Origin of the sequence: Tomitella fengzijianii (assembly GCF_007559025.1) — a bacterium.
Lineage (GTDB): Bacteria > Actinomycetota > Actinomycetes > Mycobacteriales > Mycobacteriaceae > Tomitella > Tomitella fengzijianii.
Genome location: NZ_CP041765.1, coordinates 3838471 through 3865012 on the forward strand (window position 1 = coordinate 3838471; position 26542 = coordinate 3865012).

Sequence of the window (26542 nt, forward strand, 5' to 3'; positions counted from 1 at the left end):
GATGACTGATTTCACCGGACTTCCGGAGACTTTCTGGGGCCTGCTCGCCCACCGTGCCGCGCTGACCCCCGATGCGACGATGCTCGTCGACGAGAAGGGCAGGAGCGAGACGTTCGCGGCAGTGCTGCACGAGGCGGAACGCGTCGCCGCCGGACTGCTGGAAATCGGTGTGCGCGAGGGCGACACGGTGAGTTGGCAGCTGCCCACCCGGATCGAGACGGTGGTACTGAGCTTTGCGCTCGCCAGGATCGGTGCGACGCAGAACCCGATCATCCCCGTCTACCGCAGCCGCGAGGTCGCGGCGATGGTCCGGCAATGCGACGCCCGGTGGTTCATCACCGTGGAGGAGTTCCGCGGATTCGCGCATGGCGCCCTGGCCCGGGAGCTGGCACATTCGAGCGGGATCGAGGCACTGGTCCTCGGCGGCACTATGCCGCAAGGCGATCCCGGCGCGTTGCCGCCGCCACCGCGGTCCGGGTCGGACATCCGGTGGATCTACACGACGTCCGGCACCACCTCGGAGCCGAAGGGTGTGTGCCATTCGGACTCCTCGCTGATCGCCGGCGGACTCGGGCTGGCCGACGCCACCAAGCTGGTGAGCAGCGACGTGACGACGATCTTCTATCCCTACGCGCACATCGGCGGCCCCGACATGATGGTCGCGGTCCTCGCCGTCGGCATGCACACCGTGCTGATGGAGATCTTCGAGCCGGCGGCGGCGATGGCACTGCAGCGCGCGGCGGGCGTCACCATGTCGGGCGGCGGCACACCCTTCTATCTGCTGTACATGGAACAGCAATTGGCACACGGGTCCGAGCCCCTCGTACCCACGCTCAAGAGCCTTTCGGGCGGCGGTTCGCCCATGCCTGAATGGGTCTACCACGACGTCCGCGACGCCATGGGAATCCAGGTCCTGCACGGATACGGCATGACGGAGTGCCCGATGATCGCGCAGGGGGGCCCGGACGACGATCCCGAACGGCTCGCGACGACGGCAGGCCGGCCGGTGCTGGGATGCGAGGTCGAGATCCGCGGGGACGACGGCGAGCCCCTCGGGCGCGGCGAAGCAGGGAAGGTGCTGGTGCGCGGATCGATGCTGTTCCACCACTACCTCGTCGACGGCGAGATCGACGTGCCCCACGATGCCGACGGCTGGTTCCCCACCGGCGACGTGGGATACCTGACGCCGGACGGGCACGTCGTGCTGGTCGGGCGCGAGAAGGACCTCATCATCCGGAAGGGTGAATCGATCAGCCCGATGGAGATCGAGGACGTGCTCAAGGGCCATCCGTCCATCGCGGACACCGCAGTGATCGGCATGCCGGACCCGGTCCGCGGGGAACGGATCTGCGCGGTCATCGAACTCATCGCCGACAGTGAACCACCGACGATCGACGACCTGCGGACCCTGTGCCTCGAGGCCGGTCTCGCGCCGTTCAAGGCGCCGGAACAGGTCGAGGTGGTTCGCTCGATGCCCAGGACCCCGACGATGAAGATTCGCAAACAGGAACTGCGGCAACACCTTCAGCCTGCCGGCACGGACGATTCGGGCCGGTTCCACGCAGCTGTGAGTACCGGGTGAATCCGGCGACCCGACCCGCGCCGCAACACCAGAACGTGATGGGAGCATTGCACATGCCGGAAGCACAACCGGATCGTGATTACATCGAACGGGCGGTGGCCTACGCGAACACCAACGCGCTCCGCGTCGCGCTCTACCAGGTGACCAGGGACCCGGAAGTGCGTGCCGTACCGGCCAGACGCGTGATGGCCGCAGGGTCCGAATCGGTTCAGATCGATGACGACGGCGTCGCCCTGATCCGGCGGAAGGCCGTGGAGTACCTGCTGGAGCACGCGGGAGAGGCTGCCCCGGAAGAGGTTCCGGACAAGGAACTCGATGAGCTCGTCCAGATGGCCGAGGCACGCGAGATTCCGCCCTTCGAACTCGACATGCGGCGACTTCTCCCCAGCTTCGGCCGGGTCCCGCACCGGGCGCGGTGGTCGAAGGACGACCTGACGCCGGCAGGATTCTCCGTCGCGATCGTCGGCGGCGGATTCGCCGGCCTGGCGATGGCCATGCAACTGGAACAGCTCGGTGTGCCGTACCGGCTCTTCGAGCGCCGCGCCGAGGTCGGCGGCGTGTGGAGCATCAACCGTTATCCGGATGCGCGGGTCGATACGCTCAGCGCGATCTACCAGTTCGGCTTCGAGAAGAAGTACGCCTGGACGGAGCACTTCGCGCGGCAGAGCGAAGTCCGCGGATACCTGGATCATGTGGCGCATGAGCACGGCATCGAAGACAAGATCCGGTTCGGCCATGATGTGCGCGACGCCTGGTACGACGAGAACGCGGACGAATGGCATCTCAGCATTGAAGTCGATGGCAAGCGCACCGTCGAGCACACGGCGCAGGTCGTCGTCACGGCGAGCGGCCTGTTCGCGACCCCCAAGGCACTCGACATCCCCGGTATCGAGACCTTCGGCGGCCGCGTGCTCCACACCACCGAGTGGGACGAATCGATCGAGTACCAGGGCCGGCGTGTGGCGGTGATCGGCAACGGGTCCACCGGGGTGCAGATCCTTGCGCGCCTGGCCGACGATGCGGAATCCGTCGCGGTATGCCAGCGGACTCCGCAGTGGATAATGCCGCGTCCCGGATACGGCGCGCCGATCGAAGACGAGCTGCGATGGCTGATCGACGCGATGCCGTGCTACTGGAACTGGGACAAGTTCGTGGCGGGGATGAGTTCCACCGATCTGTACGAGCAGTTGCTGGTGGACCATGAATGGATCCGCGCCGGAGGCCAGGTCAGTGAACGAAACGACGCCCTGCGCGCCGTGCTCGAAGGATATATCGCACAGCAGGTGGGCGGGCGCGAGGATCTGATCGGGCGGCTGATCCCGGACTACCCGCCCATGACACGGCGGCCTGTGGTCGACAACGACTGGTACGCGTCGCTGACCCGCGAGAACGTCGAGCTGGTCACCGAGGGGATCGAGTCGATCGACGAGACCGGGCTGCGGTTCGCGGACGGCAGCCACCGGGAGGTGGACCTGATCGTGACCGCGGTGGGGTTCCAGGCCCAGAAGTACCTGTGGCCGACCCGGTACCGGGGCCGCGGCGGGAGGACGCTCGAGGAAGCCTGGGCCGAGGAGGGCGCGAAGGCCTACCTGGGCATGACCGTCCCCGATTTCCCCAACTTGTTCATGCTCTACGGGCCCAACTCCCAGCCCGTCGCCAGCGGAACCGGCCTCCCGTGCTGGTTCGAGATCTGGACCCGCTACATCGGCGAGGCCCTCGTGATGATGCTCGAGGGCGGCCATTCCGCGATGTCGGTACGCCCGGAGGTGTTCGAGAAGTACAACAGCCTGATCGACGACGAAGCCCGCCGTCTCGTCTACCTGTTGGACGATTCCGCGTTCAAGAAGAACTACTACGTCAACGATTGGGGACGTCTCCAGTCGCTCGCCCCGTTCACCGGCGAACATCTGTTCTCGATGTCCGCCAATGTGGACCCGGACGATTTCGAGTTCACCGGTGCGCCCCGCAGTGGATAGCCGGGTGGGCGACCCAGGTGACGCGCACCCGGTACTGCTGGTCCGGGACGTCATCGATGAGACATCCGATGCCCGGTCGATCGTCCTGGAGGTGCCCGAGGGCGGCCATGACGCGTTCAGCTACAGCCCCGGTCAGTTCCTCACCTTCAGAATCCCATCGGAACAGACCGGCTCCGTGGCGCGGTCGTACTCGCTGTCGAGCGCTCCGGGCATCGATGAGCACCTCAAGGTCACCGTCAAACGCACGGCCGGCGGATACGGATCGAACTGGCTCTGCGACAACATCGCGCCCGGGGATGGCGTCGTCGTATTGCCTCCGTCCGGCCGCTTCACGCCGAAGTCCCTGGACGGCGACCTGCTGCTGCTCGCGGCGGGAAGCGGAATCACCCCGGTGATGTCCATCCTCAAGACAACGATGAAGTGCGGCTCCGGCCGGGTGCGCCTGTTCTACGCGAACCGCGATGCCGATGCCGTCATTTTCGATGCGGAGCTGCAGGATCTGCAGCGGCAGTATCGGGCCCGGCTCGTCGTCGAACACTGGCTGGACGACCGGAGCGGACACCCGGATTCCGAGGTTGTCAGGCGCACAGCGGAGGCCCTCCCGCATGGGGACGCGTTCGTCTGCGGTCCGGCACCCTTCATGGACCTCGTGGCCCGCGGGCTGGCCGCCGCCGGTTTCGAGCGGGCCCGGGTACACCGTGAGACCTTCAGTTCGCTGTCCGGGAATCCATTCGCCGAAACCGCCCCCCATGTCGGAGATGTCGCGTCCGGGAAGCCGATCGGCGCGGAGGGCGCAGTGGGCGGGGGAGCGGCCGCCGTAGTGCATCTCGAAGGAAGGGTGCACGAATTCACCTGGGCGCGGGACCGCTCGCTGGTCGACGCCCTTCTTGAGCGCGGAGTGGATGTGCCGCACTCATGCCGGTCCGGCGAATGCGGGTCCTGCGCCTGCACGATCCTCACCGGCGAGGTCCGCATGGAGAACTCGGAGATTCTCGATCCGCAGGACGTCGAGGACGGATACTTCCTCGGTTGCCAGGCGCGGCCGGTGTCGGACTCGGTGGAGGTCGAGTTCTGAGCGCAGGCACCGCCACCGCCCGTGGCGGGGCCGATCGAACCGTCGATGAGAGGACTCCATGATCGAACGCGTTGCGGTGGCCGAGCCCGTGGACCGTGTCCCGATGGACAGCGGCGCTGTCGGCGCCCAGTTCGGCGCACAGTGTCCCGGCAGGGATGCGAGCGGGTCCGGCGTGGATTGGTCGGTCTCCCCACTGCGGCAGAACCCCAGGTCGATGCTGCATCGGGTCACGGCGATCCTGTCCTGCTTCCTGCACGAGTGGGAACGGCTCTGCCTCAACGACATCGTCGAGCGCACCGGTCTGCCGCGTTCGACCACGCATCGGATCCTGGATTCATTGGTGAGTCTGGAATGGCTGACATACGACCCGCCGAATTACCGACTCGGCGGGAGGCCCCTGCTGTTCGCCGGCCAGACGCGGAACCACCTCGGAATCCGCAGCGCCGCGAGCCCGCATCTGATGGAACTGCATGAGCGCACCGGCCTCGTCGTCACCTTGAGCGTGATCGAGGGGGCGGACACGATCGTGCTGGACGTGGTCGGGGCCCGATCACGTCGCGACAGCGTCGCGCGGATCGGTGATCGCCGGATGGCGTTCAAGGGGATATCCGGGCGCGCGATCCTGTCGACGATGGAGCCGGAGATCGTCGATGCCGTCGTGCAGGGACACCTCCCGAGCAGGGTCGGCGGCACGGTGTGGACGAGGCAGCGTCTGCACGGGGAGTTGAGCCGGATACGCCACCGGTATGGCGTATCGATCGAACGGACGACGGACTCGTCACGGTGTGCGGGAGCAGCGCGCGCCATACCCGACCGGTTCGGGGTGACGGCCGCGGTCTCGCTGCAGGCCTCGTCGGCCGTACCTGCGGCTCGGCGGGGTGTGCCGAAGTGGCCGATGCCGCTTCTCGTCGATAGCACACGTCGCATCGCCGACGAAGTGTCCCGTGACCGCGATGCATGGGTCTGACTACTGGGTACTGTGGGATGGTCCGGGTATGAGGCGATGAGTCTGCGGATCGCGGGAAGCGGGGAGCGGCGGTGCCGAGGGTAGGCGAGGCCAGAGAGGCTGCGGAACCCGCCTCGGCCGATCAACGGCTGCGGTACCGGCGCATTCTGAGCGCGGCAGCGAAGTTGGGTTCCGAGAAGGAACTCGAGCGTGTGCAGATGAATGAAGTCGCCAGAGAGGCGGGCGTGGCGATTGCCACGCTCTATCGCTATTTTCCGTCTAAGACGCACCTGTTCGTGCGGGTGATGATCGACCAGATCGATCGGTTGAACGCGTCGGCGGTGCGCAGCGCGGGCCCGTCGGCATCCCCCCAGGATCGGATCTGCGAGGTCCTCCTCCAGGCCACGCGCGCACTGCTCCGTCGTCCGACGCTCGGCAATTCCATGATCCTGGCGGTGAGCGCCGCGCGCGCGGCGACGATCCCCGACGTCTCGACGGTCGACCGGCACTTCCGGGACACGATCCTCGCCGCTGCCGGCATCGACGTGGAGCGGGTGACCGAACGCGAGTTCGTGCCGGTGCGGGTACTGATGTACGCGTGGTTCGGCCTGGTCCAAGCCTGCCTGAACGGACGGCTTTCCGTTCCGGACGCGGAGTCCGATATCCGCGTCGCCTGCAGGATGCTGTTGTCGGATCTCCCTGCCGGTTCGTCCGAGGGATTCTGACCGCACCACGCACTGAAATTCAGTCTATCCATCAGAATTGTTGGCGGCGGCGGCGTTGCCTACTGTGGTCACGCAGTCGCGCCACCAGGAGGGTAGAGCCGACCCGGAACGGCCATTGACCGCGCATGTTCACTAGAATACATTATAGCTTGAGGCGATAGCGCCGTGTGAGGACGATCTCCAATGCCCGACGGCGGCTTCGATGCCCGAGGAATTTCCGCACTCTCCCAAGGAGCTCCGATGCCTGAAGCCGTGATCATCGATGCTGCGCGGACACCGATCGGGCGCCGATCCGGCGCACTGTCGGGTGTCCACCCTGCATCCCTTCTGGGGGTGGCCCAGCATGCGGTACTCGACCGGACGGGGATCGCGTCCGAGCAGATCGGTCAGGTCGTGGGAGGTGCGGTCACCCAGGCCGGCGAGCAATCAAACAACGTCACCCGCAACGCGTGGCTGCACCGGGGCCTCCCCTATTCCACCGCCGCAACCACGATCGACTGCGCATGCGGATCTTCGCAGCAGGCGGTGCATATGGTCTCCGGGTTGATCGCGTCCGGCCAGATCTCGGCGGGGATCGGTTGCGGGGTCGAGGCGATGAGCCGCGTGTTCCTGGGCCAGGCCGGGACCCCGGGCACCGGCAGGCCGCACCCGGACGACTGGGCCGTGGACATGGGCGACCAGTTCACGTCAGCCGAGCGGATCGCCTCCCTCCGCGGAATCACGCGAGCCGACACGGACGCATTCGGCGCCGAATCGCAACGGCGCGCCGCTGCGGCCTGGGCCGAAGGGCGGTTCGACCGCGAAATCGTCCCGGTGGAGGCCCCCGTGCCCGGCGAGGACGGCGGACCGGCCGGGACGGCGACGGTATCGCGTGACGAAGGGCTTCGCGAGACGACCGTGGCCGGGCTCGCCAAGCTCAAGGCAGTGGTGGACGGCGGGATCCATACGGCGGGTTCATCATCACAGATCAGCGACGGCGCCGCCGCCGTACTGCTTGCCAGCGAGGAGAAGGCCGCGGAGCTGGGCGTGCGCCCGCGAGCGCGGATTCTGGCGTCGACGCTGGTCGGTTCGGATCCGTACTACCACCTCGACGGTCCCATCGATTCGACCAGCGACGTCCTGGAACGCACGGGAATGTCGCTGAGCGACATAGACATCGTCGAGATCAACGAGACCTTCGCGTCGGTCGTGCTCTCGTGGGCGCGGCACTTCGATGCGGATATGGGCAAGGTCAACGTCAACGGCGGCGCGATCGCGCTCGGGCATCCCGTCGGATCCACCGGCGCGCGATTGATCACGACGGCTCTGCACGAACTGGAGCGTTCGGACTGTTCCACTGCGCTGATCACCATGTGCGCGGGGGGCGCGCTGTCGACGGCGACCATCATCGAACGCATCTGAGCCGTCCTGCGCTGATGCCCCGGAAACCTGCAGAGGAGAGCCCATGACTCTAGCGCTGAGCGCCGAGGAACACGAGCTGCGCGATTTAGTGCGGCGATGGGCCGCACGGCACGCGCCGCCGGACGTGGTCCGCGCGGCCGTGGAGGCCGAGAAGGAGGTGCGCCCCGACTACTGGAGGTCCCTGGCCGACTTGGGGATGCTCGGATTGCATCTGCCGCAGGAGCATGGCGGAGGCGGATTCGGGTTCGTCGAACTCGCCGTCGTGGCGGAGGAACTGTCCCGGGCCATGGTGCCCGGCCCGTTTCTTCCCACTGTCATCGTGTCGGCCGTCTTGAGCGACGCCGGCATGGTCGAAGAGCTCCCCGGCCTGGCCGACGGCAGCCGCTACGGCGCGGTCGCATTGCAGCCGGGAACTCTCACAGTCGTACGCGATGGTGCACGGTCGCGGCTTACCGGCGAATCGGGACCCGTGCTCGGCGGCCAGGTGGGAGACGTCTTCCTGCTCGCCGCCGACGATGGCGGCCGCACCGTGTTCGTCGCGGTCGATCGAGCGCTCCTCGAGGTCACCGACGTCCGGAGCCATGACCTGGTACGCCGCAATGCGATCGCCTCCGCCGACGGTGCAGACCTCGACGCCGGAGCGATCCTGCGACCGGAATCCGGTCGTGTCGTGGACATCGCGGTGACGCTGTTCGCTGCGGAGGCCGCCGGGATCGCCGCGTGGGCGACCACGACAGCCGCGGAGTACGCCGCAGCACGGCGTCAGTTCGGACGCGTCATCGGGCAATTCCAGGGAGTCAAGCACAAGGTCGCCCGCATGTTCGGCATGGCCGAGCAGGCACGCGTGACCGCCTGGGATGCCGCGCGTGCCCTGGGGGACCGAACCGGCGCCGGCGAGTCGGCGCTCGCGGCCGCGGTCGCCGCCGCTGTGGCGCCTGATGCCGCCTTCCAGGCCGCGAAAGGATGCGTGCAGGTCCTCGGCGGAATCGGCTATACCTGGGAGCACGATGCGCACCTTTACCTGCGCCGCGCCCAGACCCTCCGCATCCTTGCGGGGGCCGGCGCGCACTGGCGGCGCAGGGTGGCGGACCTCACCACCGGGGGCACGCGACGGCGGCTCGAGGTCGAGCTGCCCCCGGAGTCCGCGGAGCTGCGCGCCGGGGTACGCACCGAGCTCGCCCCCGCGTGCGGCCTCGACGACGCCGGCCGGAAGCGTTATCTGGCGGAGAAGGGTTACACGTCGCCGCACCTGCCCACGCCGTGGGGGAAAGGCGCGGGGCCGGTGGCCCAGGTGGTGATCGCCCAGGAGCTCCGCCGCGCCGGCCTGCGCCCGCACGACATGATCATCGGCGACTGGGTGGTGCCCACTCTGCTCGCGCACGGCGACGAGGAGCAGGTCCGACGCTTCCTCCCCGGGTCGCTGAGCGGAGGGATCACCTGGTGCCAGCTGTTCTCCGAGCCCGGCGCCGGTTCCGACCTGGCCGGGCTGTCGACCAAGGCGGTCAAGGTCGACGGCGGCTGGCTCCTGTCCGGCCAGAAAGTCTGGACGTCGAAGGCACGCGACGCGGACTGGGGGGTCTGCCTGGCACGCAGCGACGGCGATGTCCCGAAGCACAAGGGGCTGTCGTACTTCCTCATCGATATGAACAACAGCGAGGGAGTCGACATCCGTCCGCTCCGGGAGATGACCGGCGAGGCGCTGTTCAACGAGATCTTCCTCGACGACGTGTTCGTACCGGATGATTGCCTCGTCGGTGATCCGGGTGACGGATGGACGCTCGCCCGCACCACGCTCGCCAACGAGCGGGTGGCGCTGTCGAACGACTCGTCCCTCGGCTCCGGCGGTGAGGCGCTCGTGGACTTGGCGGCCACGATGCCCGGCGGCCTGGACGCGGAACAGCGGACGTTGCTGGGTCAGGTGCTGTGCGACGCGCAGAGCCTCGGCCTGATGGGTCTGCGCACCGCCCTGCGGTCGCTGGCCGGAGCGCAGCCGGGCGCGGAGTCGTCGGTGGCGAAACTGCTCGGGGTCGAGCACATCCAGCAGGTGTGGGAGGTCGCCATGGAGTGGGCCGGCCCGTCGTCGCTGTACGGCGATCACGACCGGGCCTCCGCGACGCACATGTTCTTGAACTCTCAGTGCATGTCGATCGCAGGCGGCACAACCAACATCCAGTTGAACATCATCGGTGAACGCATCTTGAAACTTCCCCGGGATCCGGCCCCCGCGCGCTGAGCACGAGCGGGGCCCCGTCCATCATGGACGGGGCCCGTTTCTCACGCGATGATCTTCGTGCGGATCAGCTTTCCCGTGGCATTGCGCGGCAGCGGCCCGGTCGTGAACCGCCATCTTGTCGGCACCTTGAAGTAGGACAGTCGGGCGGCCGCGAAGTCGCGCAGCTCATCATCGGTGACCGCGGCACCGGGGGCGGTGACGATCACTGCCGCGACCTCCTGCCCCAGATCGCTGTGCTGGACACCGATGACCGCGCATTCCGTGACCGCGGGGTGCTCATCCAGCGCTTGTTCGATCTCCGTCGGATAGATGTTCTCGCCGCCGCGGAGGATCAGATCGGAGCGCCGACCGGTCAGGCGCAGCACTCCGTCCTCGACCGCGCCGTGGTCTCCGGTGCGCAGCCACCGGTCCGCGGTGATCGCGCGCGAGGTCGCCTCCGCGTCGTTCCAGTACCTGATCATGACGAACGGACTGCGGGTGCAGACCTCTCCCTCCTCTCCGTCGGGCACCCTGATGCCGTCGGGCCCGCGGATCTCGAGCTCCACCGTCATGATCGGCCGACCGAGAGTGCCGGGGTGCCGCGCCAGATCCGCCGGCCCCGCGACGGCGATCGCGGTGCTGCACTCCGTGAGTCCGTAACTGTCGGAGATCGCGTGGCGGGCGAAGGGAATCCGCTCACGCAGCCGGTCCTTGAACGCCACCGATGAGGGCGCCGACGCCAGCGCGAACGTCGTCAGGGACGACAGGTCGTACTTCTCGAGGCCGTCGTGCTCGAGCAGGCGCGAGGCCATCGTGGGTACCGCGCCCCAGTTCGTGACCCGCTCACGCTCCACGAGGGTGAGGACGGCGTCGACATCGAAGGCGCCTTGGTGCATCACCACGGTGCTGCCGGTCGCCAACCGCGGCACGACGAGATTGTGCAGGCTCGCGATGTGGAACAACGGAGACGTAAGCAGATATCGGAGGTCGCTGGGGGAAGCCGGATCCGGTCGGCGGCCGGCGTGGGCGGCGATCTTCACATCGATGAGCCGATGGTGGTCGACCACTGCGAGCAGGTTCCGGTGTGAATGCAGAACGCCCTTGGGCCGGCCGGTGGTCCCGGAGGTGAAGAGGATGACGGAGGGGTCGTCCTCCTGGATGTCGGCGGGCGGCGGCGTGCGACCCGCGAAGGCCGAGATCAGGCGCGGAACATCGTCCTCGACCGTGAGCACGTGGGCGTCGGCCGTGTCGACGTCCGCGAGCACCGCGGCCCGTTTGGCATCGACGATGACGACCGCGGGCGTGCTGTGCCGCAGGCCGTACTCGACTTCGCGGGGGACCCACCAGCCGTTGAGACCGACCGTGATCGCTCCGAGCGCCTGCGAAGCCCAGAATGCGGTCACCCACTCGGGGTTGTTGGCGGACAGGATCGCGACCCTGTCGCCCTGGCCGATCCCGTACTGCTCGCTGAGAGCCGCTGCGAGTGCGCGGGCCGAGGCGACCTGCTCGGCGAACGATATACGGCGGTCGAGGGTGACGATGTAGTCGCGGTCGCCCCAGGCTTCGGCATCGGTGAGCAGGTCGCCGACGGCCCGGGTGCGATTCTTGATCACGCGCATACGGGTGCCGAGGACCTCCTCCTCGACGATTTCGAATCGGCCGCCCGGGCCGGTGTGTTCAGCCATGACGCGATCCGCATCCGACTGTGGTGGGACGGTTCGGGTCATGTCTGTTCCCTTCGCGATGCTGCAGGAGCGAGAAGTTCGTAGATTCCGGGTTCACTCCCGGGAGATTGGTGCCGGACACCGCCCGGGGCGGCGTCCGGCACCCGGCTTGCCGGCCGCAGAGCATGTTCTTCTGCGGTCGGCTGCGCCTCACTTTCCGATGAAGGCCTTGTCGAGCAGCATGATCTGGTCGACCGAAGGATCGACGCCGAAGACATCGTCGGCCCATGCGATGTACGTTTGGCCTGCCGACCAGGTCATGAACGGCTGTTGTTCATTGACCGCCTTCTGGATGCCGTCGATCGCCGCCTGCTTTGCCGCCTCGTCCGGCGCCGAGAGCATGTCGGAGATGAGCTGGTTCATCTCCGGGTCGTTGGCCCCGGTGATGGGATCGCTCTTGCCGGCCAGGGAGTTGAACAGGCGGATCTCCGGTGCGACGTCGGTGACCTCGTAGGCCCCGAGCGCGAGGTCGAAGTCGCGGTCGACGTTGACGCGCATGACCATGTCGGTGACGCTGCTGGCGTAATCGAGGGTGACGTCGAAGCCGACCGCGTTGAGCTGCGCCTGGATCGCCAGCGCGACCTTCGTGCGTTCGGGGCTGTTGATGCCGACGTAGGTGAGGCGCCCGTCGTAGCCGTCGGCCTTCGCCTGATCCAGCAGTTCCTTCGCCTTCGCGGGGTCGGGCTCGATGCCCGATGCGTCCCCGTGCCACTTCGACCAGGGCTCGAACATGTCCGTGCCCGCCATGTTCTGACCGTCGTAACCGCGTTGGTTGATTACCTCCGGGTCGATCGCGTATGCCATGGCCTGACGCACGCGGGGATCGGCGCCGGGACGGCCCTCCCGCACGTTGATCAACCCGACGAGCGACATGCTTGCGGTCTCGATGAATCCGGGGAACTGCGCCTTCGCCGCGTTGACGGTGTCGGCGCCGCGCAGGTAGATCATGTCGACTCCGCCGGTCTTGAGGCTGTCGATCTTCGCCTGGTCACCGGAAATGGCGACGAACTTCAAGCCGTCCAGGTTGGGCTTGCCGCCCCAGTAGTCCGGCCGGGCTGTGAGTTCGAGGGTCTGCTGCGGCTGGAGACGGGCGACGGTGAACGGGCCGGCGCCGATCGGCGTGAACTTGCCGCCCTTGTCCGAGGACGGGGCGACGATCATGCCATGCCCGTACGCGAGGATCGCCGGGAAATCGCGCCACGGGCGGGTCAGGGTGAAGACGACGGTCGATGGATCCTTCGCGGTCGTGCTCTCGACCATCTCCAGATAGAGCTCGGAGTAGAGCCCGGCGCCATCGTTGAACCGCTTGATGCTCGATACGACTGCGTCGGCGTTCAGAGGTGTGCCGTCGCTGAAGGTCACACCGTCGCGGAGCGTGAGCGTCCAGGTCATGTGATCGTCGCTCTCCTCGAGCGACTCGGCGAGCCGGGGGACGAAGGACTCGGACTCATCGTCGTACTGGACGAGGACGTCGTAGACGGCCGCCATCTCCGTACCCCCGGTCGGCCCGGTGGGCGGAGTGAGGGCCGGGTCGAGCGTGGCGACAGGAGCGTAGCTGGCGAAGGTCACCGTCCCGCCCTGGACCGGCTCGCCGGGTTCTCCCTGCTCCCCGAGGAATCCCCGAGTCTGGGAGACCTCCGACGAGGATGCCGTGCCGACGTCGTCGCCGGCGCCCGCATCGGCGCAGCCCGCCAGCAGGGCGGCGCAGGCCGCGGCCGCGATGACGACCCGCCCGAGACGGGGGCGTGTGAGTTTCATGTGATCGACCTCCATGGGTGTGTGGGGGAACCGCCTCGAATACGGGCGGCAGCAGCGGGTCGGGGCCCGGCTGTGTGCGGCGCCGTTGCAGCGCGCCGACGATGCGGTTCAGTGCGCTTCCACGGCCAGAACACCTGCGTGATCGGAAGATCCCCGCGCGACGATGTCGCTGACCTGCAGTGTTATCGAATGCATGCCATCTTCACGGGCTTAAACTGCAACTATTGTTGCGCACAAGTCTTGCAGATGCAATAGATACTTGTTAGCGTCATCACACCACGTCCGATACCGGGCCGTGGGCACATTCGACCGACGTGATCCGTCATGGAAGAGAGGCGCCCGGTGTATCTCACACCGTCGCAAAGCGCCCGGAGACTTCGCCAGGAATTGCGCCGCTACCTCGCCGAACTGCTCACCGATGAGGTGTGCGCCGGCATGGCGGCACCCGGCGAGACGGGCAGGCTGGCCAAATCGAAGATCCTCCGGCAGATGGGCGAAGACGGGTGGCTGGGAATCGGCTGGCCCACGGAATACGGCGGCCAAGCGCGGGGGCCGGAGGCGCAGTACGTGCTGTTCGACGAGGCCTACCGCGCCGGGGCCCCGCTGCCCATGGTCACCCTGACGACGGTGGCCCCCACGCTGATGGCCAAGGGTTCTCCTGAACAGAAGGAGTACTTCCTGCCCCGGATCCTCCGGGGCGAGCTGATCTTCGCGATCGGATACACGGAGCCCGAGGCGGGGACCGACCTCGCGTCGCTGCGCACCAGGGCGGTGCGCGAGGGCGACGAGTACGTGATCAACGGCAACAAGATCTTCACGTCCGGCGGCGATGAGGCCGACTGGATCTGGCTCGCTGCGCGGACCGACCCCGAAGCCCCCAAGCACAAGGGGATCTCGCTGATCCTCGTCCCGACCACGTCGAAAGGCTTCTCCACGACGCCCATCCACACCGTCGGCCGAGGACGGACGACGGCCAGCTACTACGACGACGTGCGGGTGCCCGCATCGAACGTCGTCGGCGCGGAGAACAACGGATGGCACTTGATCACAACCCAGCTCAACCACGAGCGCGTGGGCCTGGCCGCGTTCAGCGGGATCTGCGAGGGGATGCTCGAGGAGACCCTCGCCTGGGCGAACCGGGCCGCCGCGGCCGACGGGCGCCGGATGATCGACATCCCCTGGGTGGCCGCCACGTTGGCGGAGGCCCACGCGCGTTTGAGCGCCATGCGCCTGATGAATCTGCGGCTGGTGGACTCCACCGCCGGCGGCGACGTGGCCCCCGGAGACGCCAGCGCGGCCAAGGTCTTCGCCACGGAAACCGCCGTCGACGTCTACCGCATGCTGCTCGAGGTGCGCGGTCCGTCGGCGCTGCGCATCACCGACTCCCCGTGGCGCCTCGACTCCGGCCGGCTCGCGGTGATGAACCTTGCCGCACAGATCAACACGTTCGGCGGCGGAGTGGCGGAGATCCAACGCGAGATCGTCGCCTGGGACCGACTCGGCCTGGCCAGGAGGGCACGATGACCGAAGAACGCATGGACTTCTCTCTCGGCGAGGACCATGAGGCCTTGCGCGGACTCGCCGCGGACGTGTTCGCGCGGTTCGGCGACGACGAGCGCATCGCGGCCATGGAGCGCGACGGAGTCCCCTACGACGAGCAGCTGTGGTCGAGCCTCCTCACCACCGGACTGATCGACGCCGTACTCCCGTCGGATGCCGGCGGTGGCGACGCCGGAATGGTGGGCCTCGCAGTGATCCTGGAGCAGCAGGGGATCCGCCTGGGGCGGGTTCCCCTGGCCTCCACCGGCACGGCCGCCCTTGCCCTCGCCCGTTTCCACGGCGCGGATGCGCCGCTGCTGGCCTCGCTGCGCCGCGGCGACGCCCGGATCGCGGTTGCCACGGCCGACGCGCGGTCCGGATTCGTCGTGCGCCGCGACGACGGCCGCACCGTCCTCACCGGCGGCTGCCCGCACGTGCACATGGCCGGGTCCTGCACACACGTCCTGGTCACGGCGGACGACGCGGGCATCGAACGCTGCTACGTCGTCCCGCTGGACAGGGACGGCGTCACGGCCGACGTCTTCGACGGCATCAGCCGCACCGCGCACGCCGACATCGTCCTCGACCGGGTACCGGTGGGCGAGTCCGACCTGCTGGGCACCGCCGCCGACGGTGCCGCACCCGCGGCGTGGGTGCGGCACCGGTATCGCACCGCCGTGGCGGCGATCGTCTCCGGCGTGTGCGCCGAGGCGATCCGCCGGACTGCGCAGTACACCTCGCAGCGCACCCAGTTCGGGCGGCCGCTGTCGACCAACCAGGGCGTCGCGCTGCGCGCGGCCGACGCGTACATCGACACCGAGATCGTCCGCCTGACGATGCTGGACGCGGCGTGGCGATGCGACGTGGATTCCGACCCCGAGGCGGCGGTATTGACCGCGGCGTGGTGGGCGAAGGAAGGCGGCGTCCGCGTCGTGCACGCCACGCAGCATCTGCACGGCGGAATGGGCGCGGACGTGGACAACCACATCCACCGGTTCTTCCTGTGGGCCCGCGAGTTGGACATGGTCGGCGGCCCGGCCCCGCTGGTGCTCGACGAACTCGCGAACACCCTGCGCACCCCCGACCCGCGCGAAGCGGTCCGGCCATGACGTCTCACACACCACCACTCGACCGGGACGGCGCAGGCCGTAGGCAGATACTGCAGTCGGCCCGGGCAGGAAGGCCCGGAGGATGAACGACCGACCATTGACCACCGCCTCCTTGTTGCTGGAGAGAGCGGACGACGACCACGCGGCACTGCTCTTCGAGGACTCGCGCTGGACGTGGCGCCAGTTCGTCGCGGAGTCCTCCACCCGCGCGCGGCTCCTCCATGAGCTCCGGGACGGTGACCGCCCGTTCCACATCGGGGTGATGCTGGAGAACGACCCCGAGTACCTGTTCCTCATCGGTGGCGCCGCCCTTGCCGGCGCCACCGTGGTGGGGGTCAACCTCACACGCAGGGGCGGCGAGCTGGCTGAGGACATCCGCTTCACGGACTGCCGGATCATCGTCACCGACAGCGCCTCGGCGGGACGGCTGGACGGCCTCGACCTGGGCATCGACCACAGCCGGGTCCTCGTGCTGGACTCGCCGGAGTACAAGACCATGCTCGAGGAGGCGGCCACCCGATCCGCGCCGGCGCTGCCCACGCCCGCCGCGCAGGATCCGGCCACCCGGCTGCTGCTGCTGTTCACATCCGGATCGACGGGGCGGCCCAAGGCGGTGATCTGCTCCACCGGAAGGCTCGCCGCCATCGCGTCGCGCCGGCACATGGACATCGGCCGCGACGACGTCTCGTACAGCTCGATGCCGCTGTTCCACGGGAACGCGATCATGGCCTGCTGGGCGAGCACGCTTGCCACGGGCGGCACCTTCGCGCTCGCCCGCAGGTTCTCCGCGTCGCGATTCGTCCCCGATCTCATCAAATTCGGCGCAACGTATTTCACCTACGTCGGCCGCGCGTTGGCTTACGTCCTGGCAAGGCCCGAATCCGCGGACGAGAAGGCCACGAAGCTACGTTGCGCCTTCGGCACCGAGGCGTCCAGCGTCGACCGCCACGAGTTCCACCGGCGCTTCGGGATCATGCCGACCGAGAGCTTCGGCTCCAGCGAGGGCGGGCTGTCGATCGTCCGCACCGACGACACGCCGGAGGATGCGCTCGGCCGCCCGCAGCCCGGGCTGGATGCGGTGGTGCTCGACCCGTCGACCCTGCAGGAATGCCCCCGCGCGCGGTTCGATGCGAGCGGACGGCTGACCAACGCCGGCGAGGCGATCGGCGAGCTGGCGAACCTCACCGGCGCTCGGCTGTTCGAGGGGTACTACAAGAACCCGGGTGCGGAGGCCGAGCGGGTGCGCGGCGACATCTTCCTCACCGGCGACCTGGGCTATCGCGACGCCGAGGGGTTCTTCTACTTCGCCGGAAGATCAGGGGACAAGCTCCGCGTCGACAGCGAGAACTTCTCGTCGGCGCCCATCGAGCGGATCCTCACCCGCTATCCGGGCGTGCGACTCGCCGCCGTCTACGCGGCCCCCGACGAACGCACCGGCGACCAGGTCATGGCCACGCTGCAATTCCCCGATGCAGACGACTTCGACGCCCAGGCATTTGCAGAGTTCCTCGCCCGGCAGCCCGACCTGGGCACCAAATGGTCCCCGAGGTACGTGCGCATCGTGACCGACGTGCCGATCACGGCGACGCGGAAGATCGACAAAGCGCGGTTGCGCACCGAACTGTGGATGGTCGACGATCCGATCTTCCTGCGGCCCGGCTGCTCCGAGGAGTACCGGCCGATGACCGACCGAGACCGCGGCGAGATCCGCCGCGGTTTCGAACGCAACAAGCGGCATGCGCTATTGCCGGCGCCGCCGGCTTCCGATGATTTTCCCGCAAGGAGGGACTGATGGGCGAAGAAGAACTCGTCGCCAAGATCCAGGCGATGATCGACGACGGCGGCATCCGCACCTCGGTGGCCCGCGACCCGGTCAACAGGCCCATGATCCACCACCTGTGCGACGCACTGGGCGAGAAGAATCCGATCCACCTCGACCCGCAGGCGGCCAAGGCCGCGGGGCACCCCGACGTGGTCGCGCCCACCGGCGCGCTGCAGGTGTGGAACATGACGGTCCCCGGCGAAGAGGACGCGGCGGGGCCAAGCCCCGTCGACGAGGCCTACGACACGCTGCGCTACAACGGGTTCCCGAATGTCGTCGCCGTCAACAGCGAGCAGGAGTATGTGCGGTACCTGGTGCCCGGCGACCTGCTGACCGCCGAAGAGCGCGTGGAGAGCATCTCGGCGCGCAAGAGCACCAAGCTGGGGCCGGGCCACTTCATCACCACGCTCACCACGTACTCGGATCAGAGCGGGAGCCCCGTCGGGACGATGCGCTTCCGCACGCTCTGGTACGCCGCCGACGGGCAGGAGAGCGGCGATGAGTGAGGCGCTGCGGCCGCGGCCGCCCATCAATGCCGACAACCGCTTCTACTTCGACGCGCTCGACGCCGGCACCGTCTGCGCCCAGTGCTGCGATGCCTGCGGCGAGTTCCGCCATCCCCCCGTCCCCATGTGCCCGCGGTGCCACTCGCTCGAGTGGTCCCCGCGGGAGATGCCGGGCGAAGGCGAACTCGTCAGCTTCGTCGTCATGCACCATCCCGTGCGGCCGCCGTTCGAAGACGGATACATCGTGGCCCTCGTCGAATTCCCCGAGGGTCCGCGCATGGTGATGAACCTCGAAGGGATCGCCGAAGACGACGTCAAAATCGGAATGACGTTGCGCGTCGCCGCGGAGGCGGTGGATGACGAGCTGACGCTTCCCGTCGCCCGGCCGATCACCTAGATCCGATCTTCTTTTACATGCAGAGGAGTAAAACAATGGCAGATCGTCGCGTCGGCGAAACGCTCCCCGAATCACATGTCCCGATCACCGCCACCCTGATCGCCTCCGGGGCGATTGCGACCAGGGATTTCCAGCGCGTGCACCATGATCGCGATGCCGCGCAGGCCGCCGGCACCAAGGACATCTTCATGAACATCCTGACGACCAACGGCCTGGTGACCCGGTACCTCACCGAGTGGGCCGGCCCTTCCGCCCGGATGAAGAAGTTGAGCATCGGCCTGGGGGCACCGAACTTTCCCGGTGACGAGATGACCCTGACGGGCGTGGTGGAAGACGTCGCGGACGACGGCACCGTGCGGGTGTCGGTACAGGGCCGCAATTCACTCGGCACCCATGTATCCGCTCAGGCGCATCTCGCCTTCCACGGTGCGGAGGTGCTCGAGAATGCGTGAGATAGCGGACAAGACCGCCATCGCCGGAATTGGCGCCACGGAGTTCTCGAAAGAGTCCGGCAGGTCGGAACTGCAGCTTGCCCTCGAAGCATGCAAGGCGGCGCTCGATGACGCCGGCATCAACCCGCACGACGTCGACGGCATGGTCACGTACTCGATGGATACGAATCCGACGATCGACGTGGCGCGCGGTCTGGGTTGCGAGAACCTCAACTTCTTCAGCCTGGTCGACTACGGGGGCGGCGCCGCGGCGGGCACGCTGTTGCACGCGGCGATGGCGGTGGCGAGTGGCGCCGCCGAGACGGTGCTGTGCTACCGCGCATTCAACGAGCGGTCCGGGAACCGGTTCGGCACGGGCATGAGCGTCGAGGGGATGGCACCGGACGCGCGGGCGGCGAACTACGCCTGGTACCTGCCGTACGGACTGCTGACGCCGGCGTCCTGGGTGGCGATGTTCGCGCGCCGGTACATGCACGTCGCCGGCGCGACCAGCGAGGATTTCGGGCGGGTCGCGGTGGCGGACAGGAAGCATGCCGCAACGAATCCCAAGGCGTGGTTCCACGGCAAGCCGATCAGCCTCGCCGACCACCAGCAGTCGCGGTGGATCGCGAAGCCTCTGCATCTGCTCGACTGCTGCCAGGAATCGGACGGCGGGCAGGCGTTCGTGGTGACGAGCACCGAACGCGCCCGGGACCTCAAGTCCAGACCCGTGATCATCCGCTCCGCCGCGCAGGGCGCGGGATACGACCAGCACTCGATGACCAGCTACTACCGCGGCGACAGAGATCGTGCACTGCCCGAGATGGGCGTCGTCGCAAAACGGCTGTGGTCGGACACCGGACTGGGGCCGCGCGATATCCAGACAGCGGTGTTCTACGACCACTTCACGCCGTTCGTGCTGTGTCAGCTCGAAGAGTTCGGCTTCTGCAGCCCGGGGGATGCGAAGGACTTCATCAAGGACGGAGCCATCGAACTCGGCGGCGCCCTTCCGGTGAACACGCACGGCGGTCAGCTCGGTGAGGCCTACATCCACGGCATGAACGGAATCGCCGAGGGCGCCCGGCAGATTCGCGGCGAATCGGTGAATCAGGTCGAGGGTGCCGAGAACGTCCTCGTCACCGCCGGAACCGGCGTTCCGACGAGCGCGGTGATCCTGGGGGCGGACGGCTGACCCCGGCGGGCGGTCACACCGTCCGCCCGACGACCGGCCATCCGGGTGGATCCGTTGGACGGCACGAATCGTGCGCCCCCGGGGTCGGAGGCGCGCTCGGCTCCGGGGGCCGGCGGCGCCCACGTTCTGCGCGGCGCACGAGATATCAGATTGCGTAAGGAGCCTATGACTATGTCCACCACTGTAGAAAACATTTCAGAGACCACCGAGGAGGCCGCGCAGGTATTCGCGCGGAACGCCGTGGCGGTCGGATTCGACGACCTCCCCGAGGGCGTGGCCGAGATGACCGGCAAGGCCATCATGGACACGCTGGGCGTCATCCTTCCGGCGAGTACGACCTCGGTGGAGGCGCGACTGCTCGCCGAACACGTCCTGGACTTCGGCGGAAAAGGTGAATCGACGGTTCTGGGATTCGGCACGAAGGCGCCCGCGTGGCTCGCCGGGTATGTGAACGGTGCGATGGTGAACTGCGGAGACTACAGCGACCTGCACCCGGACGCGGCGCACATCTCCTCCCCCGTAGTGCCCGCAGCCCTGGCCCTGGCAGAGCGGCAGGGCGGCGTCAGCGGGCGTGATCTGATCACCGCGGTAGCTGTGGGCGTGGACCTGCAGTGCCGCCTGACCAGGGCGGCGGCCGCCCAGCCCGGCGGAGTCATGGCGCCGTGGCATCCGGCGCCGGTGTTCGGCGTCTTCGGAGCCGCGTTGGCCTGCAGCAAGCTGCTCGGCCTCGATGTGAACCAGACTGTGGACGCCCTGGGCATCGCCTTCACCCAGGCGGCCGGAACCCAGGAGATCGTGTTCGGCAAGGACTCGACCATCCGCGGCTTCGGGCATGCAGTGCCGGGCGAGGTCGGAGTGCGCGCTGCGCAGCTGGCGCAGCTGGGGATCAGCGGGGTGCGGAACAGCCTGGACGGACCGCGGGGATTGTGGAACACCTACTACCGCGGCATCTACGACAGAGAGCTTCTGCTCGGAGGGCTGGGGACCCGCTACGACGTGCTGAACGACGGCTTCAAGCCCTGGCCGTCGTGCGCATTCACGCACGTTTTCGTGGACATGGTCCAGGAGCTCCAGCGCGAGAATGGTTTCGCCGGCGACGAGGTGGAGTCGGTCCTGGTCACCGTCGGCGACTTCGCCCGCGGCCAGACCGAGCCGCTCGAGGAATGGCGCCGGCCGGCCAATTCGATGCTCGCCAAGCTCAGTGTGCCGTTCACGGTCGCCACGGTCCTGCATACGGGGAACGTGACCATCGCCGACTACGCGGAGGAGAAGCGCGTGGACGGCGAGGTGCTTGCGATGGCGGACCGCATCACGTCGCGCTTCGATCCCCAGTACAACTTCGTCTCGGGAGCGGGCTTCCCCGGAGGTGAAATCGAGATAGTGCTGCGGGACGGCCGGGTGCTGCGCCGACAGCAGCCGCGGGCCTACGGCCATCCGCTGAAGCCGATGTCCTGGGACGGACTGATCGCGAAATTCAGGGACTGCGCAGCATACTCCGCGCGCACGGTTCCCCCGGCGGACCTTGATCAGGCCGTGGAAGGTTTCCGCACCCTCGAGTCGGTGGACGACGTGGGCGCGCTGATAGCCCTGGTCGGCTGAACGGAGATCCGATCCGATCGACAGTGATTGTCAATAATCAACCTCAAGGAGACTCCTGATGCAACTCAAAGACAAAGTCGCAGTGATCACCGGATCCGGTGCGGGCATAGGCAGACAGTCGGCGATCCGGTTCGCCGCAGAAGGCGCGCGGGTGATCGTCAGCGACGTCAATGACGACGCCGGCGCCGAAACCGTGGACCAGATCCGCAGCAACGGCAACGAGGCGACGTACTGTGCATGCGACGTGACGCAGGTCGCCGAGCTGGAAAAGCTGATGGACTTCGCCGCCACCACGTACGGCGGAGTCGACGTCTTCTGGCACAACGCCGGGACCACCGGCTCCGCGTTCGGTGCGGACGGGACCGGCTACCAGAGCGGAGTCACAGAAGCCGACTGGGACCAGCAGATGGACGTCCACCTCAAGGCGGGGTTCTTCGGGGCTCGGTTGGCGGTGGACCAGATGATGCAGCGGGGCGGCGGTGCGATCCTGTTCACCAGCTCGGCCGCCGCGCTCAAGCCGCCGCCCGAGGTCTCGCCCGCGTATCCCGTGGCCAAGCACGGCCTGATCCTGTTGACCAAGATGATGGCGATGGACCTGGCCAAGCACAATATCCGGGTGAACGCGATCTGCCCTGCCTCGATCAGGACCGCGATGATCGAGTCCCTGCTCGCCGACGAGTCGACGAAGGGCGTGGTCGACGAGCTGGTCAAGAAGATGCCGATGGGCAGGATCCTTGAGATGGAGGAGGTGGCGAACTGCGCCGCTTTCCTCGTCTCCGAGCAGGCATCTGCGCTCACCGGAGTCGTCCTCCCCATCGACGGCGGACGTACCGCACTCTGATGCCCTGCAGTCCCGGCGTCGAGAGCTCGTCGAAGCCGTGAAACGCCGGGGCTGCAGCAGGATACGAAGGCGACCCACGTGAATGGACACCCGTTCCGCGATGTCGCGGTCTCGGCGGTCTACAACACTCCGCAGGCCCGGGTGCTCGAGGGCCATGACAGCGTGACCATCACGGTGGACGCGGCACGCGGCGTCATCGCCGAGGCCGGGGTCGACGTCTCGAGCATCGACGGGGTCTTCGGACAGTCGGCGTCATCCGCGGTCTACGCCCTCGGCCTCGGCCCGGTGTGGTGCTCCAACACCCGGGGCGGTATCGCCGGAATCCTGCAGGCTGCGAGCGTCATCGCGGCGGGGCTGTGCACCACCGTGCTCATCGCGGACGGCGAGGCGGGGTTGTACACGGACCGCAGCGCCACCGCTCCGTGGACTCGTCCGTCGAACGAGTTCGTCGCGCCGTTCGGTCTGTACACGGCGGTCGAGTTCGCGCTGATCGCCCGGCGCCACATGCACCGATACGGCACGACGCCCGAGCAGCTGGCAGCGGTGGCCGCGCGCATCCGGAACAACGGGCACATCAACCCCGAGGCAGTGTATCGGGGTCGCGGGCCGTTCAGCATCGACGATGTCCTGTCGTCGCGGATGATCGCGGACCCGTTCCGTCTCCTCGACTGCGCGACGACGTCCGAGGGCGGATGCGCCCTGATCCTCACGACGGCGGCCCGCGCGGCGGACCTGCCGGGTGAACCTGTCTACATCCTGGGCGGCGGGCTCGACTCCATGGGTCCGCAGTACCGGCATGCGCCCGACTGGGACCTCGTCAGCCGTACCGACGACATTCCGAACGGGTACGTCGGCCGGCGGGCCGCACGGCAGGCTTTCGCGATGGCCGGCATCGGGCCCGAGGACGTCGATGTGGCGGAACTCTACGATCCGTTCTCATTCGAGCTCATTCGGCAGTTCGAGGCTTTCGGGTTCTGCAAGGACGGCGAAGGCGGAGCCTTCGCGACCGAGCGGGTCACCGGAGACGACCCCGCGCTGCCCATCACCACCGACGGCGGATTGATGTCGTACAGCCACGGCGGCGGCGTCGTCCAGCTGAATCAACGGGTGGCACGCGGCGTTCAGCAGTTGCAGGGGACCTGCAGATCCAACCAGGTCGCGGGTGCCCGCACCGTATTGTGCAGCAACGGCGGCGCCGGGGCGCTGTTCACCGATGTGCTGTTGCTGGGAAGTGAGCGGCCATGACAAGACCGACTGGGGAAAGGAGCGACCGGATCCTGCGGCCGCAACCGGACACGGTCGCGGCGCCGCGGCCCACCGTACTTTCCCAGCATTTCTGGGACGGGTGCGCCATAGGGGAACTGCGATTCCAGCGGTGCACCGACTGCCGGCGCGCGGCATTCGACCCGGTCATCCTCTGCCGACATTGCGGAAGCGGGCGCGTGGCATGGAAGGTCAGCGCCGGATCGGGAATCGTGTACAGCCACACCATCGTCCACCGTCCGCAAACGGCCGACTTCGTCGTTCCGTATGCCGTCGCGATCGTGTCCGTCGACGAGGGTTTCCACATGCTGACCAACATCGTCGGATGCGCCCCCGAAGACGTCGCGATCGGAATGGCGGTGGAGGTCGTGTTCGACCGCTCGCCAGTGCGCGCCGCCCTGCCCTACTTCAGGCCGGCGCGCGGGCCTGGATGATCGGCGGGCGCCGACAGCCGATCACCCGCGAGGCGCGACGTTTCGAGGCGCGCTGAGCCCGGCGCACGCGGCGCCGGGCTCAGCCTGCCATGCTCGAACTCCGCACCGCCCCGGGGGCGGAGCCCCCGGGGCGGCGACTCACTTCTTGATGAACGCCTTGTCGAACAACATGACCTGGTCGATCGACGGGTGAACGCCATACACCTTGTCGGACCACGCAACCAAGACCTGGCCGGCATTCGTGGACAGGAACGGCTGCTGCTCGTTGGTGTACGCCTGGAGGTCGTCGATCGCGTCGCGCTTGGCGTCCTCGCTCGGCGCGGAGAACACGGCGTCCATCCGCCGGTCCATCTCGGGATCGTCGATGCCGATGATGGGGTCGCTCTCGCTGTGCAGCGAGTTGAAGAGCCGGATCTCGGGTCCGATCTCGGTGACGTCGTAGCCGCCTTGCGCGAGGTCGAAACTCTGCTCGACGTAGACCTTGATGTTCATGTCGGTGATGCTGCTGGCGTAATCGATCGTCACATCGAATCCGACCGCATTGAGCTGCGCCTGCACCGCCAGCGCCACCTTCACCCGCTCGGGAGTGTTGACGGCGACATAGTTCAGCTGCCCGTCGTAGCCGCCCGCCTTGGCCTGTTTCAACAACTCCTTCGCCTTGGCCGGGTCGTACTCGGCCCCGTCGACGTTTCCGTGCCAGTTCGACCACGGCAGGAACATCCCTGAGCCGCTTATGCTCTGGCTGTCGTAGGCACGTTGATTGATCAGTTCCGGGTCGATGGCGTAGGCCATGGCGCGCCGGACCAGCGGGTCGGCACCGGGGTGGCCGGGTTGGTTGTTGATCAACTGGACCAGTGACATGTTCGTGGTCGCGATGAATCCCGGGAACTGCGCCTTCGCGGCGTTGACGGTGTCGGCGCTGCGCAGGTAGATCATGTCGACGCCGCCGGTCTTGAGTGCGTCGATCTTGGGCTGCTCGCCGCTTATGGCGACGAACTTCAGGCCGTCGAGATTGGGCTTCCCGCCCCAGTAGTCCGGCCGCGCCTTGAGCTCGAGGATCTGCTGCGGCTGGAGATCGACCACCGTGAACGGGCCGGCGCCGATCGGCGTGAACTTTCCGCCCTTGTCGGCGGACGGGGCGACGATCATGCCATGCCCGTACGCGAGGATCGCGGGGAAGCTCCGCCAGGGCTTGTTCAGGGTGAACACGACGGTGGACGGGTCGCTCGCAGTCGTGCTGTCGACCATGTAGGCGTAGAGCTCGGAGTAGAGCCCGCCGCCGTCGTTGAATCGCTCGATGCTCGATACGACTGCGTCGGCGTCCAGTGGCGTGCCGTCGCTGAACGTCACGCCGTCACGCAGCGTGAGCGTCCAGGTCATGTGATCGTCGCTCTCTTCCAGCGACTCGGCGAGCTGGGGGACGAACTCGTCCGCGTCGTTGTCGTATCGCATGAGCACGTCGTACACCGCCGCCAATTCGCTGGCCCCTGCGGATCCGGCCGGCGGGGTGACGGTCGGATCCAGGCTCGCCACCGGCGCGAACGTCGCGTAGCTCAGGGTTCCGCCCTGCACGGGCTCGCCGGGGTCGCCCTGGTCGCCCAGGAATCCCCGCGTCTCGCCCATTTCCGCCGCGCCGCCGCTGTCCGTGGCGCCCGAGTCGGCGCACCCGGCGACGAGGGCGGCACAGGCCGCGAGAACGGCGCATGTCCGGCCGAAGCCGGAGAACCTGACATTCATGTGATCAACCTCCGTGTGTGGGATCAAAACGACGACGCGGCAACGGGATTGGCCGTGCGGCTGCTTGCGGATACCTCTGTGCTGCGCAGTCATCAGGAGGCCGATACCGATACCGGTACCGGCACCAACGCAACCAGCACCACCACCGACGTCGCCGACCGCGCAGCGCTCCTGCGCCGTGCGCACATCTCGGGCAATACACACTGCTCGAATTGTGTCGTACAACTCTTGTGCATACAAGAGTTGAATAAGTCGACCCATGAACGGGTCGGC

Annotated in this window: 21 protein-coding genes and 1 pseudogene; 19 read left to right on the forward strand and 3 right to left on the reverse strand. The window is 67.6% G+C overall.

The window, feature by feature from the left end; all coding sequences use genetic code 11:
- The first annotated feature begins 1 nt into the window (after position 1).
- The 7 genes from FO059_RS17460 to FO059_RS17490 all read left to right on the forward strand — a co-directional run bounded on the left by FO059_RS17460 (position 2) and on the right by FO059_RS17490 (position 9938).
- Positions 2 to 1582 (forward strand): class I adenylate-forming enzyme family protein, encoded by a 1581-nt coding sequence (locus tag FO059_RS17460; RefSeq protein ID WP_143910205.1) that lies wholly within the window; start codon positions 2 to 4, stop codon positions 1580 to 1582.
- A 53-nt stretch (positions 1583 to 1635) separates the two neighbouring features.
- Positions 1636 to 3558: a flavin-containing monooxygenase gene (locus tag FO059_RS17465; RefSeq protein ID WP_158726629.1), complete on the forward strand. Its 1923-nt coding sequence runs from the start codon at positions 1636 to 1638 to the stop codon at positions 3556 to 3558.
- Between the two features lie 4 nt (positions 3559 to 3562).
- Entirely contained in the window at positions 3563 to 4633 is a 1071-nt protein-coding gene (locus FO059_RS17470; RefSeq protein ID WP_233266972.1) for a ferredoxin--NADP reductase, read from the forward strand.
- A gap of 58 nt (positions 4634 to 4691) precedes the next feature.
- A complete protein-coding gene (locus FO059_RS17475; RefSeq protein WP_143910208.1) occupies positions 4692 to 5600 on the forward strand; it encodes an IclR family transcriptional regulator in 909 nt (302 codons plus the stop codon).
- A gap of 71 nt (positions 5601 to 5671) precedes the next feature.
- A complete protein-coding gene (locus FO059_RS17480) occupies positions 5672 to 6304 on the forward strand; it encodes a TetR family transcriptional regulator (protein WP_143910209.1) in 633 nt (210 codons plus the stop codon).
- Positions 6305 to 6544: 240 nt separating this feature from the next.
- Complete coding sequence (locus FO059_RS17485) at positions 6545 to 7705, forward strand: steroid 3-ketoacyl-CoA thiolase (protein WP_143910873.1); 1161 nt, start codon at positions 6545 to 6547, stop codon at positions 7703 to 7705.
- Between the two features lie 43 nt (positions 7706 to 7748).
- Entirely contained in the window at positions 7749 to 9938 is a 2190-nt protein-coding gene (locus tag FO059_RS17490; protein WP_143910210.1) for an acyl-CoA dehydrogenase, read from the forward strand.
- Between the two features lie 41 nt (positions 9939 to 9979).
- Here the strand turns inward: FO059_RS17490 and FO059_RS17495 are convergent, their stop codons facing one another.
- A complete protein-coding gene (locus FO059_RS17495) occupies positions 9980 to 11644 on the reverse strand; it encodes a class I adenylate-forming enzyme family protein (protein ID WP_143910211.1) in 1665 nt (554 codons plus the stop codon).
- Between the two features lie 147 nt (positions 11645 to 11791).
- Entirely contained in the window at positions 11792 to 13399 is a 1608-nt protein-coding gene (locus tag FO059_RS17500) for an ABC transporter substrate-binding protein (protein WP_143910212.1), read from the reverse strand.
- Positions 13400 to 13741: 342 nt separating this feature from the next.
- Between FO059_RS17500 and FO059_RS17505 the strand changes: the two genes are divergently transcribed.
- From FO059_RS17505 to FO059_RS18840, 12 genes and pseudogenes are all read left to right on the forward strand, one after another.
- Positions 13742 to 14923 carry an acyl-CoA dehydrogenase family protein gene (locus FO059_RS17505; protein ID WP_143910874.1) on the forward strand — a complete coding sequence of 394 codons (1182 nt, stop codon included), beginning with the start codon at positions 13742 to 13744 and terminating at the stop codon, positions 14921 to 14923.
- Positions 14920 to 16047 carry an acyl-CoA dehydrogenase family protein gene (locus FO059_RS17510; RefSeq protein ID WP_199257098.1) on the forward strand — a complete coding sequence of 376 codons (1128 nt, stop codon included), beginning with the start codon at positions 14920 to 14922 and terminating at the stop codon, positions 16045 to 16047. Before FO059_RS17505 ends, FO059_RS17510 begins: the two co-directional genes overlap by 4 nt.
- Positions 16048 to 16129: 82 nt before the next feature.
- A complete protein-coding gene (locus FO059_RS17515; protein ID WP_143910213.1) occupies positions 16130 to 17839 on the forward strand; it encodes an AMP-binding protein in 1710 nt (569 codons plus the stop codon).
- Entirely contained in the window at positions 17839 to 18375 is a 537-nt protein-coding gene (locus FO059_RS17520; protein WP_143910214.1) for an FAS1-like dehydratase domain-containing protein, read from the forward strand. The genes FO059_RS17515 and FO059_RS17520 overlap by 1 nt, the downstream gene beginning before the upstream one ends.
- Entirely contained in the window at positions 18368 to 18772 is a 405-nt protein-coding gene (locus FO059_RS17525) for a Zn-ribbon domain-containing OB-fold protein (protein WP_143910215.1), read from the forward strand. The genes FO059_RS17520 and FO059_RS17525 overlap by 8 nt, the downstream gene beginning before the upstream one ends.
- Before the next feature lie 35 nt (positions 18773 to 18807).
- A complete protein-coding gene (locus tag FO059_RS17530; RefSeq protein WP_199257099.1) occupies positions 18808 to 19224 on the forward strand; it encodes a MaoC family dehydratase in 417 nt (138 codons plus the stop codon).
- A complete protein-coding gene (locus FO059_RS17535; protein ID WP_143910217.1) occupies positions 19217 to 20395 on the forward strand; it encodes a lipid-transfer protein in 1179 nt (392 codons plus the stop codon). Before FO059_RS17530 ends, FO059_RS17535 begins: the two co-directional genes overlap by 8 nt.
- A 171-nt stretch (positions 20396 to 20566) precedes the next feature.
- A complete protein-coding gene (locus FO059_RS17540; RefSeq protein ID WP_158726631.1) occupies positions 20567 to 21994 on the forward strand; it encodes an MmgE/PrpD family protein in 1428 nt (475 codons plus the stop codon).
- Between the two features lie 58 nt (positions 21995 to 22052).
- Positions 22053 to 22835, forward strand: coding sequence for an SDR family NAD(P)-dependent oxidoreductase (locus tag FO059_RS17545; RefSeq protein WP_143910219.1), 783 nt, complete (start codon positions 22053 to 22055; stop codon positions 22833 to 22835).
- A 78-nt stretch (positions 22836 to 22913) separates the two neighbouring features.
- Positions 22914 to 24080, forward strand: a complete 1167-nt coding sequence (locus FO059_RS17550; protein ID WP_143910220.1) for a thiolase family protein — start codon at positions 22914 to 22916, stop codon at positions 24078 to 24080.
- Positions 24077 to 24265, forward strand: a pseudogene (locus FO059_RS18835) (zinc ribbon domain-containing protein); the annotation flags it as partial. The gene FO059_RS17550 and the pseudogene FO059_RS18835, both read left to right, overlap by 4 nt.
- A 12-nt stretch (positions 24266 to 24277) precedes the next feature.
- Positions 24278 to 24532: a Zn-ribbon domain-containing OB-fold protein gene (locus FO059_RS18840; protein WP_233266987.1), complete on the forward strand. Its 255-nt coding sequence runs from the start codon at positions 24278 to 24280 to the stop codon at positions 24530 to 24532.
- Between the two features lie 138 nt (positions 24533 to 24670).
- Here the strand turns inward: FO059_RS18840 and FO059_RS17560 are convergent, their stop codons facing one another.
- Positions 24671 to 26269, reverse strand: a complete 1599-nt coding sequence (locus tag FO059_RS17560; protein WP_143910222.1) for an ABC transporter substrate-binding protein — start codon at positions 26267 to 26269, stop codon at positions 24671 to 24673.
- Between the last annotated feature and the right edge of the window lie 273 nt (positions 26270 to 26542).